Here is an 18,151-nt window from a genome sequence, read left to right on the forward strand (position 1 = left end):
AATGATGAAGTCTTCACACCACCCGAAATGGCTAACGCCATGCTCGACCTCCTGGCACAGCGGTGGTCCGACTCTCACGGCGGCGCTGATATTTGGGCCGACCCACGCGTGAAGTTCCTCGACCCGTTCACCAAATCAGGTGTATTCCTACGAGAGATCACCCGCCGCCTCACTGACGGACTACACCGCGAGATCCCGGACAGGACCGAGCGCGTGAACCACATTCTCCAGCGCCAGGTTTACGGTATTGGCATTACTCAACTCACTGCCCTCCTGGCTCGCAGGTCTGTGTACTGCTCCAAGTTCGCCAACGGTCCACACTCCATCGCGACGTCCTTCGAAAATCCGGACGGGAACATCTGGTTCCAAAGGACCGAACACACATGGACGGGTGGCAAACGTGAGTACCGCACCGACCCCCTAACTAGTCACCAAAAGGCCGTCAACACAAACCGCAAATGCCAGTATTGCGGGGCCAAGGAAAACTCGTATAACCGAGGCGTGAAGCTAGAGACTTACGCTTACGCATTCATCCACACAGACGACATCAAAGCTCGCATCAATGAGCTGTTCGGAGACAACATGCAGTTCGACGTGATCATCGGCAACCCGCCCTACCAGCTAGGCTCAGACGATCACACACGCGATGTCCCAATCTACCAGCACTTCGTGGAACAAGCCAAGAGACTTGAACCCCGATTCCTCACGATGGTCATTCCCTCCAGATGGATGGCAACCGGGCTCGGGCTGACTGAATTCCGGAAATCGATGCTGAACGACACTCGCATCAGGGATCTAATCGACTACCCTAATGCTGCCGAGGTCTTTCCCGAAGTGGGTATAAACGGAGGGGCATGCTACTTTTTATGGGACTTCAACTACGAAGGGCGCTGCAACGTAACGAGCATATGGGGTGGAGAGACGACCGGTCCGGAGTCACGTCAGCTCAATGAATTCGACATTCTCATCCGTGACGCAAGAGCACTTCCTATTCTCCGCAAGGTAATCGCCCAAGCCGAGCCTTCGGTCAACACAATTCTGGCACACGACAAAGAGTTCGGATGGACTTCGAACTTCACTGGTTTCCATTCATCTGAAAAATCAGGAGATGTTGCCCTCTACTACATCGGCACCAAGAAAGGCAAGAACGGGGACTCCGGGCCCAAGAAGCGCAGGACGGGGTACATAGCAAAGAATGAGGTGACGAAAAGTCCCGAGCTCATTGACACGTGGAAGCTGCTCGTCCCGAAGACCGGCTCCGGTCGAGAGCGCGAGAAGTCTGGCGTGGACCTAGTACTGGGCCCTTCACAAATTGCTCCATCCCCGTCAGTCTGCACACAGTCATTTTTGTTCTTTTACGCACAAACGGAGAGTGAGATCCGCAGCATACGCTCGTACTACGCGACGAAATTCTTCCGTTACCTTGTCTCCTTGCGGAAGATCACACAGGATGCTACCCACTCCACCTACCAATGGGTGCCACTACAGGCATGGGATCGCGAGTGGACCGACGCTGAACTCTACGAAAAGTACGGGCTGACGGACAGCGAGACCAGCTACATCGAGTCAAGAATTCGGCCGATGGAATTGAACGATGAGTAGACCAGACGAGGAGCTATTTCCCCAGAAGCCGGTGGCCCGGCTGCGGATCTATGCTTGGACTCCTCACAATCCACCCACCGACTATGCGGGGCTCATCAAGGTTGGGCAGACGAAGAAATCAGATGTCAACGATCGTATCCGCGAGTCCCAAGGTCAAATGCAACATCCTTATACCCTTCACGTTGATGAACCCGCCGAACGGGAAGATGGCTCGGTCTTCCGCGACACGGAGGTGCGACGTCGCCTAGTAGCAAAAGGCTTTGAGAACCCAGTTTTCGGTTCGTCGCGCGAGTGGATACGCTGCACACCCGACGACGTACGCACGACGATCACTGAGCTTCGCACCGGAGTCCAGCTGTCCGGGACACACCACGAGACCTTTGCCATGCGTCCCGAACAGAAAGAAGCCGTAGAGAAAACAACCGAGTATTACGAATCGATTTGGGCTGAGGACCCAACAAATATCCCGCGCTTTTTGTGGAACGCCAAAATGCGGTTCGGCAAAACCTTCGCCTCCTACCAGCTGGCCAAGAAAATGGAAGCCCGACGGATCCTAGTCGTGACCTTCAAGCCTGCAGTAGAAGACGCCTGGCAAACGGACCTCGAATCTCATGCAGACTTCGACGGGTGGCAGTACCTCTCCCAGACTACAGGCGGCACTCCTGACCAAATGGACCACGATCGTCCCCTCGTGTACTTCGGATCGTTCCAGGACCTGCTTGGGAGGGAAAAGAAGACCGGACTTATCAAACCTAAGAACGAATGGGTCCATACCACGCCGTGGGACCTGGTGATCTTCGACGAATACCACTTCGGGGCCTGGCGGGAGTCTGCGAAAGAACTCTTCGAAGGCGAGGATGAGAATGTTGCCAAGAAGGAAATTGCCGCCGAGTATCACGATGGGCTGGTCACCTTCGATGAAGAACTTGATGAGTTGGGAAACGACGAAGATAACTTCCTCCCCATCACGACCCGAGCGTACCTGTACCTATCGGGTACACCGTTCAAGGCCCTTGCGACTGGTGAGTTCATTGAGGAACAGATCTTCAACTGGACCTACACAGACGAGCAACGTGCTAAAGCCCAGTACTCATCGGACCATCCAGAAAAGTGGAACCCGTATGGCGCGTTGCCGGAGATGCGACTGTTCACCTACCAGATGCCCGACGAACTTGTATCGGTGGCCAGCCAGGGTGAGTTCGATGAGTTCGACTTAAACGCCTTTTTTAAAGCATCCGGCGCTGGCAAGATGGCTGCGTTCGCCCACAAGACGGACGTGCAAAAGTGGCTGGACATCATCCGTGGTGCCCACATTCCCACTCAGCTGGATGCCATGCGTATGGGCACCCGTCCGCCGTTCCCGTACTCGGATGCTCGGCTACTCCCGTATCTTCAGCACTCGTTCTGGTTCCTGCCAACCGTAGCCGCCTGCCATGCCATGGAAAACCTCCTCGCTGAGCAGCAAAACGTATTCTGGCGTGACTACCAGGTGCTCACCGTCGCCGGTCCTGATGCGGGTATCGGACTAAGCGCATTGCCACCGGTGCGCGAAGCGATCAAGGATGGACATACGACGAAGACTATCACCCTGTCATGCGGGAAGTTGACGACCGGTGTGACGGTCAAGCAGTGGTCGGCGATCCTCATGCTTCGCAATCTCAACTCTCCTGAGACTTACTTCCAGGCGGCGTTTCGTGTTCAGTCCCCGTGGTCAATCAAGAACCCCGATGGGGTTGATCCGAGTGAGGAGCTGATCCTTAAGCCCGCCTGCTTCGTCTTCGACTTCGCCCCCACGAGGGCCTTACGCCAGATCTCGGACTATGGGATCGGCCTGTCCCCCGAAGCACCTAACCCGGAGCACGCGGTCGAGGAGTTAGTGAAATTCCTCCCAGTATTGGCCTACGACGGATCGAACATGACCCAGGTCGATGCTGGCGGCATTCTCGACATTGCGATGTCCGGCACCTCTGCCACCCTATTGGCACGTAAATGGGAGTCCGCGATCCTCGTCAACGTGGACAACGATACGCTACGCCGCATCATGGGAAATGAGGATGCCATGAACGCCGTCATGAACATCGAGGGCTTCCGCGCCCTCGGGTCCGCAATCTTTGAGACCGTGGTCAACAAGTCCGAACAGGTCAAGGCAACAAAGAAGGAACGCGGCGCAGAATTGACCACGAGGGAGAAAAGGGAGCTGTCGGCGGAAGAAAAGGACTACAAGTCGAAGCGCAAACAAATCCAAGAGAAACTCATCAAGTTCGCGACGCGTATCCCCGCGTTCATGTATCTCACGGACTTCCGCGAGAACACCCTCCAAGATGTAATCACAAAGTTGGAGCCCGACCTGTTCAAGGCCGTCACCGGCCTAACCGTGGCTGACTTCAACTCATTAGTCAACCTCGGAGTTTTCAATGCCACCCACATGAACCAGGCTGTCTTCGCATTCCGCCGCTACGAGGATTCTTCCCTATCCTACACCGGCATCGAGTCCCACAAGGGACTTCTCCACTATGGCCTTTATGACACCGTCGTTGCGATCGACCAGGAATAGCCGCGTCTCAACACATCCTGAGCCCCAGTGGGAGCTTTCTTACGCCGGCTACGAAGAGGCCCACTTAGCGTCCGTTCGAAAGAAAGAAGCCAATGGAAACTAGGACCGGGAGGGACAGGATCTGCGTGAACACAACCATCGCCGCCATAGACTGTTTTTTACGGCCACGACGAACATCGCCAGTTGCAGAAAGAAAGAGCATCAATGAAGCCTTAGCAGTGCCAGTTGGATGCGTCCGGTAGCGTGGTGTTTCTGCAGCCATCAGCGATAACCCTATGCGTCCGAAACAGGCTCTTCACGATTTAGAGTGCGTTGATCCGTCCCTGTAGCTGCCCAGAATGAATCAGGCACCGCAAGATGTAGTGGTCCAGGTTCCTAAACCCCAACGCAATCCCACGTAGATGCTCTAACCGGCCGTTGATCGCCTCCACCGGCCCATTCGACCCCCCAACACCGAAATACGCCAACACATCCACACGCCGACGCCACAACGTCCGCCCCAACTGAGCAAGCTCTTCTAGACCCGCCGGCACGCCCTTGCGGATCGTGTTGATGACCCGTTCCATCAGCTTCCTACCCTCAGACTTCTTCGGATGCCCATACGCGGCAATCAAGTCCTGATAAAACAGCCACGTCACTTCCAATGCCACGTACTCATCATCAGCCGCCCACAACATCTCCAGGTGGTATCGTTGCCGCTGCGTCAGGAAATCCGTCCTGGTCAACAAGGTACGGCGATGCTTGTACAACGGATCGTCTGAGCGCCCGCGACGCCCAGTAGTCTCACGCTGGAGTCGCTGCCGACACCCGGTGAGCTTGTCCGCAGCCAAATGCACCACATGAAAAGGATCCATCACCTTGACCGCTTCTGGGAGGACCTCGTCGACAACACTGGCATAGCCGGTGAACCCATCCATCGTCACCACCTGCACCTGCTGCCGGAAACTTTCGCTTCGTTCCTGCAACCAGCTACATAAAACCTCAGCACTGCGCCCGGGGCGGATGACCAGCAGTCGGGCAGGGCCACGCCCATCGACTAGTGGGGGCAGGTCAACGAGGATGGTGACCAACGATGATGGTTGGCCTGGCTGTCGGGTGTGTTTCCAGACGTGCTCATCAACCCCCAAGATCCGCACACCGTCTAGGTGGTGGGGGTTGTCGTAGACAAGCTGGCGGCAGGCATTAAGGGCGACCTGGTTGACCAGCTCCCAGCCCACACCGAGTGCTGTGGCTGTCGCAGCGATACTCATTCGGTCAATCGCTAGTCGTTGAAGGATCCATCGGGTTACTCGGTGGGTGAGCTTGGATCCGTTATCCGCGCAGCGCAAGGACGCCTGAAAGATTTTCCTCGGACACGACTCATTCGTGCAGCTAAATCGAGGTATCCGCACGTGGAGTCGGGTGGAGAACCCCGAGCTTGACAACCCGCCTAGCCAGGAGTGCGCATCACACGCGATCTGTATCCCCCGCACCGGGCATCAATAGTAGCTGCGCTACACCCAAATGGTCTAAGTCGCGTCAATGATGGGTAAAGGAATTCAATCTGTCCCTCTCGCTCATGCCGGCTCCTGGGGACCCCACGCCTCTATTTCAAGCGAAACTTCGAGACTCCACTCGCACACTTGGTGACGCGATAAATAGGCCAGTTCGATCACCAAGGCCAAACTCATTAGCTTTAATCCTAAGCTGCATTTCCGGGACACGATGAAGCTGTTCAGAGATTCACCCCTTTCTACCCCCACTAGAATGGGCCATGGAGTGCGTAAATACCTAAAACAGAGATCCCTATGCAGTTTGAGTATTTCCAATTTCTTCCTTTTGGCGTCAATATATGAGACAGATCAAAAGATTTGCTCCGTACAGCCTACAGCTAGCGTCAAGGTCGCAAGAAGCGTGCACCTTGGCAATGGCAAGAAAGGGAAACCATGTTGGATTCTATCTTCCGCGTTATTAGTCGGATTCCAGGTGCACTGATGATTGTCCCGCTCTTCTTTGGTGCGATAATTAATACCTTTATACCTAGCATTCTTGGTATTGGCAGCTTCACAACTGCACTCTTTCGTGACGGAACTGCAGTGCTGATAGGAATTTTCTTCCTTGCGGTGGGATCTCAGATTAGCCTAAAGACTGCGGCACCATCTCTGGAAAAGGGCCTAGTACTCCTCATTGCTAAGTTTAGCGTTGCGGCCATTGTCGGTCTCTCCGTTGCATTTTTTGCCCCAAATGGTGAGTTATGGGGACTTCTACCTCTGGCGATCATAGCGGCAATGTCTAACTCTAACGGTTCTCTTTATAGTGCGCTGATGCAGCAATTTGGATCGAAAACCGATAAGGGTGCAATTTCTGTTCTGTCAATCAATGATGGTCCGTTTCTTACCATGATTGCCTTGGGAGTGGCCGGAGTAGCTCAGTTTCCTGTGACTGCACTCTTTGCGGCAATATTTCCCATGATACTTGGCTTCGTCCTAGGAAATTTTTCATCCATTGCACGATCGTTCTTGGCTCCAGGTCAGAGCCTAATTATTCCGTTCGTCGCTTTCGCAATAGGTGCATCCATTGACTTTAGCGTGTTACTTACCTCAGGATTAGCAGGAATTGTACTTGGTTTAGTAACGGTGGTTCTCTCTGGGGGTTTTGCTATCCTTGGTGTTCATCTATGGCATAGAGCTCGCAGGACGCCCAAACCAGCTCGAAACATTATTTCTGGTATCGCAGAGAGCGCCGTCGCGGGCAATGCAATCGCTACTCCTGCGGCAATTTCTGCGATTGACCCTTCATTTTCCGTCATTCAGGGAGAGGCAACGGCCCAGATTGCTGCGGCAGTAGTTGTGACCGCCTTCATCACTCCGTTCCTCGTCGCATTCGTCTCCCGATGGCAGGTCAAGCGTGGTATCACCAAGGAAGCTGAGGATGCGTATTTCGACGAACGGGGGGACGGAAGGGTGGAATTGGGGTCGGTTGTAGATGTGTCTCGATCTTCCTCCCATGGTGCCTCGTGAGTCGCCACTGAGTCGGACAGTCCACTAGCTCCCCGCTAGCTCACATCGGTCCTCGTGGCATAGTGATACTCCAATTTGTCTACCTCGCCGCCGACTCTTTATGGCATTTTTGCTTTGCGAGATTCTAGTGCCGCAACCTTGATCATGGGCAATAGCCTTCTCAGAATGGGTGACCGATTGTCTTTCAGCCAGGCCATCGAAAGCCCGATCTTCGGACCGTCTGATAAATCAAGCATACGCAAAACACCCATCGGTTCTGGAATTGAACCTCGAGGCACGATTGCTACACCGATTCCTGAGGCAACCAATGCCAGGACTGTCGACGTCTCCGGGGCGTGTTGTGCAATCTGAAGGTTAAAACCAGCCCGATTTGCGGCCCGTCGAGTGATCTGCTCAGCCGCAGAACCTTCTTGGAAAGCGACAATTGTGTGTTCGGCGAGCAACGAGAAGGGCACGGGCCCGTCTATTTTTAACAGTGGATGGTGTGGTCCAACAGCTAAGGAAAAATCATCTATTCCAAAGCTCTCCAACACAATTTCGTGAGATGAGACAGGTGGTCGTAGAATCGCGGCGTCAATTTTTCGCTTTAAAAGTAAATTCTCTAATTCCGGGGTCAATTTCTCGCCGCTCACGCGAACTTCTATGTTTGGGAGCCGGTCCTTAATTTCTACTAGAAGCTTCGGCATTAGCTGAAAGGTTGCTGTTCCCACGAACCCTAGGCGCAGCACACCGGCTCGGCCTGATCCTATAGCATGGACATCTCGTTCAAGATCTCTCATTTCATTGATCAATGCCGGTGCTTGCTCGGCCAAGAATTCCCCAGCGGACGTGAGCTCGACACCCTGGCTCGAGCGGTAGAAGAGTGTGGTGTCGAGGCGATCTTCAAGTGATTTAATTTGCCTTGATAGTGGTGGTTGGGAAATTTCTAGTGCCTCCGCTGCGCGACTGAAGTTTTTAGCGCGTGCAACAGCTAAGAAATACAGAAGTTGGCGTGACTCGATCAACGTACAGTCCTATCCGTAGATGGCAAGTCTTCTATGGGTTTCAATTCCAGGAGAAAGGCGCATTCTTGATGACTGGCTATTCCTCTCCTTAGAGCTCAGCTTGCAAATCACAAGACTAATTGAAAATGTCCCCCAATTGGTGTCCGTCGGCCACCCGCAGTGGGCACCGTCCGGATCCGTGGCAGAGACATAGCCAACAGCCTACAACCACTCCCATTACTACCCGCTTAGTCAGGAATATTCCTCACACGCGATCTATATCCCCCGCAGCAGGCGCCAATATAATTTACGCCTCACACAAATGACCTAAGTCAGGATTACCAGTTGGCTGCGTCCGTTGGCGTGGCGTTTCTGCAGCTCCCAGCGGAGTCCCCACACACCTGAAACAATCGCACTAAGCACTGCATGCAGTCTCCTTTCACACGCGTCCTCACGGCATCAAGCGTCCATCATCTCCGCCAGCTGCTCCTCCGACCGGGCCCGTCCAGCAAGGTCACTCATCCCGCCGGTTACCAGCACCTCCCCCATTACCCGCAGTTGCTTCTCCACTTCCCGCGGGGTCCCCCACACCGCCATCTCCAAGGTTTGCGCCATCCGGCGCCTTTCGGCGTCGCTTGGCACGGGGAGCTCATCCACCGGAAGGAGGGCTTCAAACACTCCGGTGCTGCGGGCGCGGGCCTGCGCCCACGCCTCCGGAAGGAGTAGGTCGCGGGCCGCGTCCGTCGTGTCGGCGACGGCGACGTTGAGGGAGTGAATGACCTGCGGGGCGTCGATAAGCCCGGGACGGAAGGCGCGGCGGTAGAGGTCGGCTGCATCTACTTGGTTTGGGCCGCCGAGGATAACCCCGAGGCCGAGCTCAGCGGCGAGGTGCACAGAGCGGAAGCCTGCGAGCAGCCATATGGGAGTGGCGGTGTCCAGGTGTCCGAGCATTTCCCGCAGGTCCGCAGGGTAGGCTTTCTTCAGTTCGGCAGGATCCCCCTGGCGCAGCGCAGCCCGCACGTCGGCGGTAAAGCCGACAGAGGAGCCGATGCCGGCGTCGACTCGCCCTGGGTACAGAGCCTCCAGGGTGGCGATTTGCTCAGCAACAATGAGCGGCTGGTGCGCCGGAAGCATGATTCCCGCTGTACCCACCCGGATTCGACTGGTGCCCGCGCCGACGGCAGTGGCTAGCATCGCCGGCTGTGTCCCGGGGATGCCTGGGACGCCGTGATGTTCGGCAACGAGGAAGCGGTCGAAACCAAGGGCCTCAACGTGGCGGGCGTGGTCAATCACTCCCTGCAGGACATCCGCCGTGGTGGATGAGCCGCCGATGGCATTGGCCCGGTCGAGGACAGAGAAACGCATGGCCCCCAGAGTAGGCGGAGCCTGGGCAACCTCCCCAGCGCACGGGCCTACAGCAGGAAAGAGAACACGAGCACGAGGACCGAAAAGGCAAGCATGCCGAGGCAGTTCATCCAAAAGGACACTCCGGTGAAGCGGGCCCGGAGGTGGGCGGCGGCTGCGCAGAGGAAGTAGGCGATAACTCCGCAGGTGGCGGCGAGGCCGACTCCGGGAACCCACATTCCAATGATGAGTCCAGTGACCGCGAGGAGCTTGATCGCGATCAGCGTCCACCACCATTCGCGTGGGAAGCCGACTCCGGTGAGGCAGTCGCTGATGAACTTGGGAGGCTTGATCGACGCGATCGCATCAATAAGAAGTACGGCGGCCAACAGTGCGGGTAGCCACCAGGGCTCTGGGAGAAGGTTCATTCTAGGGACCCTTGTGTTTGGCAGATTGCTGCGACGATGCGGTTGAGGCTTTGTTTTAATTGTTCGGGATCGTGGTCATTCTTCGCTGACCAGGTAAAAAGCCGTCCGATGTAGGCGAAGTAGATGCTCTCAGCGAGTGCATGTGCGTTGGGTATTCCGGCGGAATGCACCACGGTCTCGATTTCGGAAATGAGGACACTGGCAAGTTCCGTGAAGATGCTTGATTCGGTGTGGCCGGAAACGAGAACGGAACCGTACGTGCGGGAAAGTTCCGGGTCGCTGGTGAACAGCTCCACGAAGGGACTGACCAGCGCAGTGATGTGCTCTGCAACGCCCGCAGAATCTGCCAAGGAATCCTCCGTTCGCCGCCGATGAATCTCCTCGATGCGTCGGTCGAAGCAGGCAACGAGGAGTGCGTTTTTATCTCCGACCGACATGACGGTGCCTGTACTCACCCCGGCCGACGCGGCGATATCGCGAACCGTGGTCACCGCGAAGCCTTTGGCCTGGAAGAGCTCACCAGCGGCCTTAAGCACTCGGGATTCCGTTTCGCGTCTCTGAGTTTCCCTCGCCTCGCTCACGCAATCACTCCCTAGACTGAACATGTTCATTGAACACGTTCAGCCTAGCCGCATGCGATGCAAAACGCCAGGATCGGGAGCCGAGCATTCTTCACGCGTCCCTTGATCCACGAATCACCGCACCCACCACCGCCCAGCAAGCCGATGAGCAATGACCAGACCAGCGCCCATGGCCAGCATCGTGAGGAGGGCATTGGAAAGGTCACTCGACGTCGCGAGGAGCAAATCCGTGGTTGGGCTGTTGGCCAGTTCGACTATTCCGGAGGTGGCCCGGAACACCAGGACTCCCGGCACGAGCGCGACCACGGAGGCGAAGCCGATGCCTGCGAAGGGCAGGTGCATGCGATGAGCAACGGGAGTGAGGAGAAGGCCCGTGACCAGGCAGGCCGCGAAGGCCGCAACCGCTCCGTTGTAGTCCAGTTGGTAGAGCAGGACGTAGCGAACCACATGGGCAATGGCGCCGATCGCCACGGGCCAGATGAGGTGGCGGGGGCGGAGACCGAAGTAGACGGAGTAGGACGCGCCCGCTACGGCGGCCGCCGCGGTGTCGACCAGAATTGTCGGTTCGTTCACCGCGGCATTCGAGGGTGGAAGCCCACCCGTTGCTATCAGCCCAAGGATGAGCCCTGCGCAGATGGCCGCGAGGATGGTGAGCGCGTAGGTGAGGCGACCAATCCCGATGCCGATGTGGAGTCCTGCTAGATCGAGAAGCCCATTGAGTAGATGTGGCCCGGGAACCAAAACCATCGCTGGGCAGAGAGCGACGAGCAAGGAGAGGTTCGCTGTTGAACCGGCATGCACGGCAGAGGCGGTGATCCCGGCGATGAGTGCGGCGCCCAGGGCTTGGCCAACGAGGCTGACGTGGAAGCGGCCCAATTGTCGCCGTACGAGGCCACCAATCCCGGCCACCACAGCGATGATGGCTAGTTCGAGGGGTTGCCGGGAACCGAAGATGATGGCCAGCGCTGTGGCTCCAGTCATACACGCCAGGGCAAAGACGGGGTCAGAATACGGCTTGAGCTTGGAGTGTTGGAACAGCGTGGGGCCTAGAACCTCAGCCTCGTCGGAGGAAGAGGTTATGTCCTCTAGCGTGGTGTATCTGTAGCTGCCGGTGACGACCCCCAGGGAAAATGTGGGCGACCACCGCAGGTACCTTTCGAATCAACTCCTACATCTCCTCGAAAGGACAACCCACGATGGCCGCTGGCCCTCATTCTATCGACCCGACCACCTACCTCGACGACCTGCTCTCCCAGGCCTCGCCGGACCTGATGCGGCAGATGCTCCAAAGCTTCATCAACCAAATCTTGTCGACCCAGGCCGATCAGGTCTGCGGCGCCGATTACGCCACCACCAGCGATGCTCGCGTCAACACCCGCAATGGCTACCGCCACCGCGACCTCGACACCCGGGTGGGCACCATCGACGTCGCCATCCCGAAACTACGCACCGGCTCCTTCTTCCCCGACTGGCTGCTGGAACGACGCACCCGAGCCGAACGAGCCCTGACCACCGTGATCGCCACTTGCTACCTCAAAGGGGTCTCCACCCGCAGGATGAACGACCTGGTCGCCACCCTCGGGATTAACAACCTCTCGAAGTCCCAGGTATCCGAGATGGCCAAAGAACTCGACACCATGGTCGAGGACTTCCGCACCAGACCATTGGATACCAGCCCGTATCTCTACGTCTCGTGTGACGCGTTAACCATGAAAGTCCGCGAAGGCGGACGGGTGGTGAAAACCTCCGTGTTGTTGGCCACCGGGGTTAATGCTGAAGGCTACCGGGAACTATTGGGCATGCAGGTCGCCACCGCAGAGTCATCAGCGTCGTGGACTGGGTTCTTCCGGGATCTTAAGGCTAGGGGCCTTAACGAGGTGTACCTGGTTACTAGTGACGCGCACCTGGGTATCCAGCACGCGATCGGCGAGGTATTACCGAATGCGTCATGGCAGCGGTGTCGGACCCATTTCGCCAAGAATCTCTCCGGGCTGGTGTCGAAGACGCAGTGGCCGACGTTATCGGCGATGTTCCACACGATCTTCCAGCAACCGGATGCAGCATCGGTGTGGGCCCAGGCGAGGGAGGTCGTGGCGTTTTGCGAGCAGAGGTTTCCGCATGTTGCTGACTATCTGGAGGAGTCGTTGGATGAGCTGTTGGCGTTTACGAATACGCCGAAGTCGGTGTGGAAGAAGGTGTGGTCGAATAACCCGACTGAGCGGCTCAATCGGGAGATCCGTAGGCGTACTGATGTCGTGGGCATCTTTCCCAATCGTGAGGCTGTGATCCGTTTGGTGGGGGCTGTGTTGGCGGAGCAGCATGATGATTGGATTCAGCAGAAGCGGTATATGTCGTTGACGAGTCTGGAGCAGACCAAGACGCTGATGAGGGCTAATATCATTGACCCCGGTGAGAAGGCTGAGGTGGTGGCATGAACCGGTATTGGTATCGGGTGCGTGCCGGCCCTTGGGGTCGTTAGGCCTTCAGTTTTATCGAAAGGTAGAAACACCACTCCCGCGGACTTGACCGAGGAAGAAGTAAGAGTTCTCTTCGTCTCGGCGACGACGTGCATGTTGACCGCAGTCGGCGAGGTGGGTACATCGAGATACACCTGCCCGTTTGCCCGGTTGACCAGCAGGGTGTGGTCCCAATTTGGTACGACGTCGAGGTCGAGGCCCCACCGCCGCGACGCGTCCTGGACCGCAGCGATGGTGCCCTGTGTGGTGTGGCCATTGGCCAGCAGATTCGTGACGATGAGCCGGAGGGCTTGCCGCTGGGCGTCGTCACGCGTAGCAGTTTCTTCCAACTCAGTTCTCCCGTGCGTAGGTCGGTTCCCACATGGCATCCTGCACGGCCTGCACCAGGTCATCGTGCTCGATGGTGGCAACCTGGTCCTTGGCCGCCTGCTTGGCCACCGCGACGGCAACCGTGGCAGAGGAGGCTCGCAGGTTGGCAACATCTGGCAGGATGGCCGCGCCGAGGGAGGTCGGGTCGACCTGGGATGCGACGGCCTCGGCCGCGGCGAGGAGCATGCCGTCGGTGACGTGCTTGGCACCGGACACGATGGTTCCCAGCCCCAGTCCGGGGTAGAGAAGCGCGTTGTTGCCCTGGCCGATGACGAAGCGGGTGCCGTCATAGTCGAAGGGTTCGATCGGGATTCCGGCGGCGACGAGCGCCTTGCCCTTGCTCCACGGGATGATGTCGGTGGGGCTTGCTTCGATGCGGCTGGTGGGGTTGGACAGCGGCAGGATGATGGGGCGTTCGACGCCGTCACACATGGCCTCGATGACGTCGCGAGTGAAGGCGCCGTGGTCGGTCGAGGTGCCGATGAGGATGGTGGGCTTGACCTGGCGAATAACCTCGAGCAGGCGGATGTGGCCGTCAGTGCGGTTCCAATCGCTCACCTCGGCGGCGGGGCGGGCGTAGGGCTGTTGGTAGTCGGGAAGGTCTGACATGTCGTCGGTGACGAGACCGCGGACGTCGATAAGCCAGATCCGGGAGGTGGCCTCCGCAGGGGACAGCCCTGCGCGCACCATGCCGGCATGGATTTGGTCGGCCATGCCGGTTCCGGCGGTGCCGGCGCCGTAGACGACGAGGCGCTGGTCGGCGAAGGTCTGGCCGGTGACTTTCATGCCGGAGAAGACGGCGGACATGACGATGGCGCCGGTGCCCTGCATGTCATCGTTGAAGATGCGGTAGGTGTCCGCGTTGTTGACCAGGATGCGGCGGGCGTTGGAGGGGCCGAAGTCCTCGAAGTGCAGGAGGGCATTCGGGAACTTCTTCGCGGCAACCTTGAGATATTCGGCGATGAACTCGTCGTACTTCTCTCCCCGGACGCGGGAGTAACGGTTGCCCAGGTAGGCGGGATCGTTGAGCAGGTCCTCGTTGTTGGTGCCGCAGTCGAGGTTGACGGCGATGGTACGACCCGGGTGGATGCCCGCGGCGGCGGTGTAAATTGCCAGCTTGCCCACGGAAATGTCGGTGCCGTTGACGCCCCAGTCACCGATGCCAAGGATTTCCTCCGCGTCCGAGCACACGAGCAGGTCGACGTCGTCCGGGCCGAGCCCGAGGGTGTCGAAGGATGCCTCAATGTCCTCGATGCGGTCGATGGAGAGGTAGACGGCGCGCGTGCGGCGGTAATCGCGAGACCATTTCTCAATCGCTTCACCGACGGTCGGGTCGTAGACGATGGGAAAGAGCTCGGACATGTGGTCCGTGAGCAGGCGGTAATACACCGTCTCATTGCGGTTGTGCAGCTGGTCGAGATAGATGTACTTCTGCAGGTTGTCCTCGTAGGAGGACAGCTGCGCGTAGCAGCGGGCAGCCTGCTGGTCGAGGGTCTCCACGGCGGAGGGTAACCGACCGATGAGGCCCAAGCTGGCTCGTTCTTCACGGGTGTAGGCGGTTCCCTTGGTGTGGAGGGAATCGGCAAGAGAATCGGCAAGAGACTCAGGAAGGGATGACATGTGGACCTCCGTCGGTGTCCAATCGGGAAAGTCTGTCGCTACAGCAACAGCTACCACCCGAGTATGTCACTTAACTTTCAAACGGTCTAGGGTTTTTCGCCGGATGTATGCCTAACGCATCGAAGGACAACTCAATGGCATCAGCGCGCCGGTGCCCCTCGGGCTGAGCATCCGCGACCCCCTCGAGGAGAACTTCGAGGGTGGCCAGCAGGGACACCCGACTCCCGAACGGCGTACCCGGCCCCGTCCGCAGGCGCAACGGGACGTCGGCCATCGCCAACAGCGGGCTGGTCACCACATTCGTGATCGCGATCGTGGTCGCCCCCACGGCGCGCGCCCGCTCCAGGAGATGAAGAATAGGCAACGGATCGCGGTCATAGGCCGTGGCGAGAACAACGTGCTGGCTACTCAGGTCGGCGATCTCGTGCGGCCATCGGTCGGTTCCGCCGAGGATGTGCACGCCACCACGGATAAACGACAGCAACAGTCCGACGTGTTCCAGCAACGGCTGGCCCGAAGCGACCGCGCCCAGCATGAGGGGGCGGGAGGTATCGCACATCACGTCGATGGCCCGCTGAACGTGCTCCGCGTCGAGGGAGAGAGCCGTGGCATCCAGGTCGTCCCCGGCGAGCGTAAACCGATCGGCCACCACGACCGGCGAGTGCGGCGCGGCCATGCGGTCCCCCGGCCGTTCCAGCACCATGCGGGCATCTGTGCTTAACGACGCCGCCATGTCCCGGAAATCCTCAAACCCCAGCTTCCGCGCGAAGCGCGTCACCGAGGCGGTGCTCACCCCCGAGGCAGACGCCACCTGTTGCAAGTTCATGAACGCTGCCCCGGGCAGCGATGATTCATAAAACCGCGCGACTGCCTGCCCACTCGTCGTCAAGTCATTCGCCTGGCCGGTGCGTCGGAGCACTTCCCATGTCATCGCAGCCAACCTAACTAGACGCTGTCTCCCTCCACCACGGCGTACACCGCCAGGTCAAAGTGCTCGCCGCGGTGGAACTCGGCTTTCCGGGCAATACCTTCAAAGCGGGCGCCTGCCTTTTCGGCCACGTGCCGGGAGGCGGCATTATCCGCTCGCGCCTTCACCTCTACCCGCTTGGCACCCCCGGCCAGGGCGTACTCCAGGACCAGGCGAAGCGCCACGGACTGCAGGCCACGCCCGCGGGCCCAGGGCGCGGTGTGATAGCCGATGTCATAAATCCCGGCATCTTTATTAGTCACCCGCAACTCGATGCTCCCCAGGAAGCGATCATCATCGTCCGCGGTCATCACCAACCGCACGTCATCCGTGTCAGCGCTGCCCGCGATGAACGATTCCGCCATGTCCAGCGTGTAGGGCTGGGGGATGGTGGTGAAGTCGATCATGCGCTGATCCTGGGCGCAGGCGTAGAGGTCGGCCGCGTCGGCGCTAATAAGCGGACGCAGCACGATACCTCCGCCGTGCAGGCGGACGTCCTTGACTTCCCACAGGTTCATGGTTGCCAAGCTTAGCCGCCCAACCCCTTACCAGGAGCTGGTTTCATTAACGTTGCCCTTTTTCCATGTCTCCCAGGGGATATTCCAATCGCCCAGGCCGTCATAGCCCGAGAGCGTGCCGGCGATGGTGTTCTTTACCACGACCGGATCGCCGCGCTTGACCGTGTTCTGGAACCAGTTGGCGGCCTCAGTGGTGACATTGATGCAGCCGTGGGAGACGTTGGAATAGCCCTGCTGGCCCACCGACCAGGGGGCCGCATGGACGTAGATGCCGGAGTAGGACATCTGCGTGGCGTAATCGACCATCGTTTTGTAGCCGCCGGAATCATGCGAGAGCCCGAAGGTTTCCGAATCCATGAGAAGCTGACTATGCGAGTCGCCGATAATGTACGTCCCGTTCGGCGTCGGCCAACGATCCGCACCCAGCGACACCGGAATCGATCGCAGCACCTCGCCGTTCTTGGTCACGGTCATCGTCTTGGTAGCATCATCGACCACCGTCATCACCTCATCGCCGATGGTGAACTTCGCCGCATTATTCGAGTCGCCGTACACCCCATCGCCGAGCTCCTGGCCATAAATATCAGCCTTGACCGCCACCGACGTCCCCGGAGTCCAATACTGCTCCGGACGCCAGCGCACCTCCTGATTATTCAGCCAGAAAAACTGACCATCCACCTTCGGCTCCGTCGTAATGCTGATCGCATCCTGAGCTGCCTGCCGGTCGGGGATCGCCTGCGAGAAACGGAACGCAATCGTCTGCGCCACCCCCACGGTCGAACCATCCAGCGGGGACAGCGCCACCGACGCAACACTCGTCGGCGTCGCCGTAGCGAAGGTGGACTTAGTCGTCTCACCATTCTTATCCTTCGCCGTGACGGTATACGTCCGGTTATAACCGAGCACCTCATCGGTGGTCCAGGACTTCGTATCCTCGCTCAACTTGGACTGGATGACCTTCCCGTCCTCATTGACCATCTCCACACTCGCAAGGCCCTCATCCTGCGACTCCACCGTCACCGGCGTCGCCGGGTCATATTTCTTGGTGCCATCCTTCACCGACATCGTCGGCGCCAACTTCGCCTCCGGCTCGCTTATCGACGCCTCCCCTTCCGCACCCTGCTGCCTATCCAGCGTGCACGCAGCCAGTCCCACCGCCGCGCACATGGTGACTGCCGTCAACACTGCCACCCGCCTCACGGCGGACATCGAAATTTTCACTACTCACACCTCAAAATTGCCCAATAATCGAGTCCAGCCTAGCCCCGCCCCCACCACTTCAGGCCCTCCACTGGACCAAAAAGTGGTTTCGTCACCGAACTGTTGCTTTACACACAGGAACGCCCATCTCCCCCACGCACAATCCAGCCAGTTTTCAACCCATGACCAGGCGATTTTACTACCACACCACACGCCTGTTATATTTTTCTTCGTTGCCAGCACGCCCCCGCAACGGGAACGAGCAGGAAACAACCTAAGCGCCATTAGCTCAATTGGTAGAGCAACTGACTCTTAATCAGTGGGTTCGGGGTTCGAGTCCCTGATGGCGCACCACATGTAAGGCCCCTACCTGCGGAAACGGGTAGGGGCCTTAGAGTTTAGGGGTCGGGCAAGAGCACGGTTCGTTCGGCTCGCAAGAGGATCCCAAAACCCGCACTTCCTAACAACTCCGGGGTCAAACCCCCTTCCCAACTGGCCAAGTTGTTAGG

Annotated in this window: 14 protein-coding genes, 1 tRNA gene and 1 pseudogene; 5 read left to right on the forward strand and 11 right to left on the reverse strand. The window is 58.3% G+C overall.

Annotation, left to right across the window (positions count from 1 at the left end):
- Positions 1-27 precede the first annotated feature (27 nt).
- Positions 28-1,602, forward strand: a complete 1,575-nt coding sequence (locus tag CTEST_RS10385; RefSeq protein ID WP_236686085.1) for an Eco57I restriction-modification methylase domain-containing protein — start codon at positions 28-30, stop codon at positions 1,600-1,602.
- Positions 1,595-4,156, forward strand: a complete 2,562-nt coding sequence (locus CTEST_RS10390; RefSeq protein ID WP_047253672.1) for a DEAD/DEAH box helicase family protein — start codon at positions 1,595-1,597, stop codon at positions 4,154-4,156. Before CTEST_RS10385 ends, CTEST_RS10390 begins: the two co-directional genes overlap by 8 nt.
- A gap of 64 nt (positions 4,157-4,220) precedes the next feature.
- On the opposite strand, the gene CTEST_RS13605 is transcribed toward CTEST_RS10390, so the two are convergent.
- Both CTEST_RS13605 and CTEST_RS10395 read right to left on the reverse strand, forming a co-directional pair.
- Positions 4,221-4,418, reverse strand: coding sequence for a hypothetical protein (locus CTEST_RS13605; RefSeq protein WP_144413270.1), 198 nt, complete (start codon positions 4,416-4,418; stop codon positions 4,221-4,223).
- Between the two features lie 40 nt (positions 4,419-4,458).
- Positions 4,459-5,598, reverse strand: a pseudogene (locus tag CTEST_RS10395) (ISL3 family transposase); the annotation flags it as partial.
- Between the two features lie 483 nt (positions 5,599-6,081).
- On the opposite strand from CTEST_RS10395, the gene CTEST_RS10400 reads away from it, so the two are divergent.
- Positions 6,082-7,155: a 2-keto-3-deoxygluconate permease gene (locus CTEST_RS10400; RefSeq protein ID WP_083985567.1), complete on the forward strand. Its 1,074-nt coding sequence runs from the start codon at positions 6,082-6,084 to the stop codon at positions 7,153-7,155.
- A 98-nt stretch (positions 7,156-7,253) separates the two neighbouring features.
- Here the strand turns inward: CTEST_RS10400 and CTEST_RS13445 are convergent, their stop codons facing one another.
- The 5 genes from CTEST_RS13445 to CTEST_RS10420 all read right to left on the reverse strand — a co-directional run bounded on the left by CTEST_RS13445 (position 7,254) and on the right by CTEST_RS10420 (position 11,640).
- A complete protein-coding gene (locus CTEST_RS13445) occupies positions 7,254-8,159 on the reverse strand; it encodes a LysR family transcriptional regulator (RefSeq protein ID WP_083985569.1) in 906 nt (301 codons plus the stop codon).
- Between the two features lie 438 nt (positions 8,160-8,597).
- Positions 8,598-9,503: an MsnO8 family LLM class oxidoreductase gene (locus CTEST_RS10405; protein WP_047253673.1), complete on the reverse strand. Its 906-nt coding sequence runs from the start codon at positions 9,501-9,503 to the stop codon at positions 8,598-8,600.
- 47 nt (positions 9,504-9,550) lie between these two features.
- Complete coding sequence (locus tag CTEST_RS10410; RefSeq protein WP_047253674.1) at positions 9,551-9,910, reverse strand: DoxX family protein; 360 nt, start codon at positions 9,908-9,910, stop codon at positions 9,551-9,553.
- The gene (locus CTEST_RS10415; protein WP_158408167.1) at positions 9,907-10,491 is read right to left on the reverse strand and encodes a TetR/AcrR family transcriptional regulator; all 585 of its coding nucleotides are present in this window, start codon (positions 10,489-10,491) and stop codon (positions 9,907-9,909) included. Before CTEST_RS10415 ends, CTEST_RS10410 begins: the two co-directional genes overlap by 4 nt.
- Before the next feature lie 114 nt (positions 10,492-10,605).
- Entirely contained in the window at positions 10,606-11,640 is a 1,035-nt protein-coding gene (locus CTEST_RS10420; protein WP_330217652.1) for a threonine/serine exporter family protein, read from the reverse strand.
- A gap of 47 nt (positions 11,641-11,687) precedes the next feature.
- Between CTEST_RS10420 and CTEST_RS10425 the strand changes: the two genes are divergently transcribed.
- Positions 11,688-12,926 (forward strand): IS256 family transposase, encoded by a 1,239-nt coding sequence (locus CTEST_RS10425; RefSeq protein WP_047253676.1) that lies wholly within the window; start codon positions 11,688-11,690, stop codon positions 12,924-12,926.
- Positions 12,927-13,298: 372 nt separating this feature from the next.
- Here CTEST_RS10425 and CTEST_RS10430 read toward each other — a convergent pair whose 3' ends face one another.
- The 4 genes from CTEST_RS10430 to CTEST_RS10445 form a co-directional block, all read right to left on the reverse strand.
- On the reverse strand, positions 13,299-14,957 hold the full coding sequence (locus CTEST_RS10430; protein WP_047253677.1) for an NAD-dependent malic enzyme: 1,659 nt from the start codon (positions 14,955-14,957) through the stop codon (positions 13,299-13,301).
- Positions 14,958-15,027: 70 nt separating this feature from the next.
- A complete protein-coding gene (locus tag CTEST_RS10435; protein ID WP_047253678.1) occupies positions 15,028-15,888 on the reverse strand; it encodes a MurR/RpiR family transcriptional regulator in 861 nt (286 codons plus the stop codon).
- 14 nt (positions 15,889-15,902) lie between these two features.
- A complete protein-coding gene (locus tag CTEST_RS10440; RefSeq protein ID WP_047253679.1) occupies positions 15,903-16,442 on the reverse strand; it encodes a GNAT family N-acetyltransferase in 540 nt (179 codons plus the stop codon).
- 27 nt (positions 16,443-16,469) lie between these two features.
- Complete coding sequence (locus tag CTEST_RS10445; RefSeq protein WP_047254409.1) at positions 16,470-17,651, reverse strand: L,D-transpeptidase; 1,182 nt, start codon at positions 17,649-17,651, stop codon at positions 16,470-16,472.
- A 269-nt stretch (positions 17,652-17,920) separates the two neighbouring features.
- Here CTEST_RS10445 and CTEST_RS10450 point away from each other — a divergent pair.
- Positions 17,921-17,996, forward strand: a tRNA-Lys gene (locus tag CTEST_RS10450).
- The last annotated feature ends 155 nt before the right edge of the window (positions 17,997-18,151 follow it).

Origin of the sequence: Corynebacterium testudinoris (genome assembly GCF_001021045.1) — a bacterium.
In the GTDB taxonomy this organism is placed as follows: Bacteria; Actinomycetota; Actinomycetes; order Mycobacteriales; family Mycobacteriaceae; genus Corynebacterium; species Corynebacterium testudinoris.

Bases quoted from the DNA above. Each gene is read 5' to 3' on its own strand.
- CTEST_RS10385 (WP_236686085.1), top strand. From the start codon at position 28: ATGGCTAACGCCATGCTCGACCTCCTGGCACAGCGGTGGTCCGACTCT.
- CTEST_RS10390 (WP_047253672.1), top strand. From the start codon at position 1,595: ATGAGTAGACCAGACGAGGAGCTATTTCCCCAGAAGCCGGTGGCCCGG.
- CTEST_RS13605 (WP_144413270.1), bottom strand. From the start codon at position 4,418: ATGGCTGCAGAAACACCACGCTACCGGACGCATCCAACTGGCACTGCT.
- CTEST_RS10400 (WP_083985567.1), top strand. From the start codon at position 6,082: ATGTTGGATTCTATCTTCCGCGTTATTAGTCGGATTCCAGGTGCACTG.
- CTEST_RS10405 (WP_047253673.1), bottom strand. From the start codon at position 9,503: ATGCGTTTCTCTGTCCTCGACCGGGCCAATGCCATCGGCGGCTCATCC.
- CTEST_RS10410 (WP_047253674.1), bottom strand. From the start codon at position 9,910: ATGAACCTTCTCCCAGAGCCCTGGTGGCTACCCGCACTGTTGGCCGCC.
- CTEST_RS10425 (WP_047253676.1), top strand. From the start codon at position 11,688: ATGGCCGCTGGCCCTCATTCTATCGACCCGACCACCTACCTCGACGAC.
- CTEST_RS10430 (WP_047253677.1), bottom strand. From the start codon at position 14,957: ATGTCATCCCTTCCTGAGTCTCTTGCCGATTCTCTTGCCGATTCCCTC.
- CTEST_RS10435 (WP_047253678.1), bottom strand. From the start codon at position 15,888: ATGACATGGGAAGTGCTCCGACGCACCGGCCAGGCGAATGACTTGACG.
- CTEST_RS10440 (WP_047253679.1), bottom strand. From the start codon at position 16,442: ATGAACCTGTGGGAAGTCAAGGACGTCCGCCTGCACGGCGGAGGTATC.
- CTEST_RS10445 (WP_047254409.1), bottom strand. From the start codon at position 17,651: ATGTCCGCCGTGAGGCGGGTGGCAGTGTTGACGGCAGTCACCATGTGC.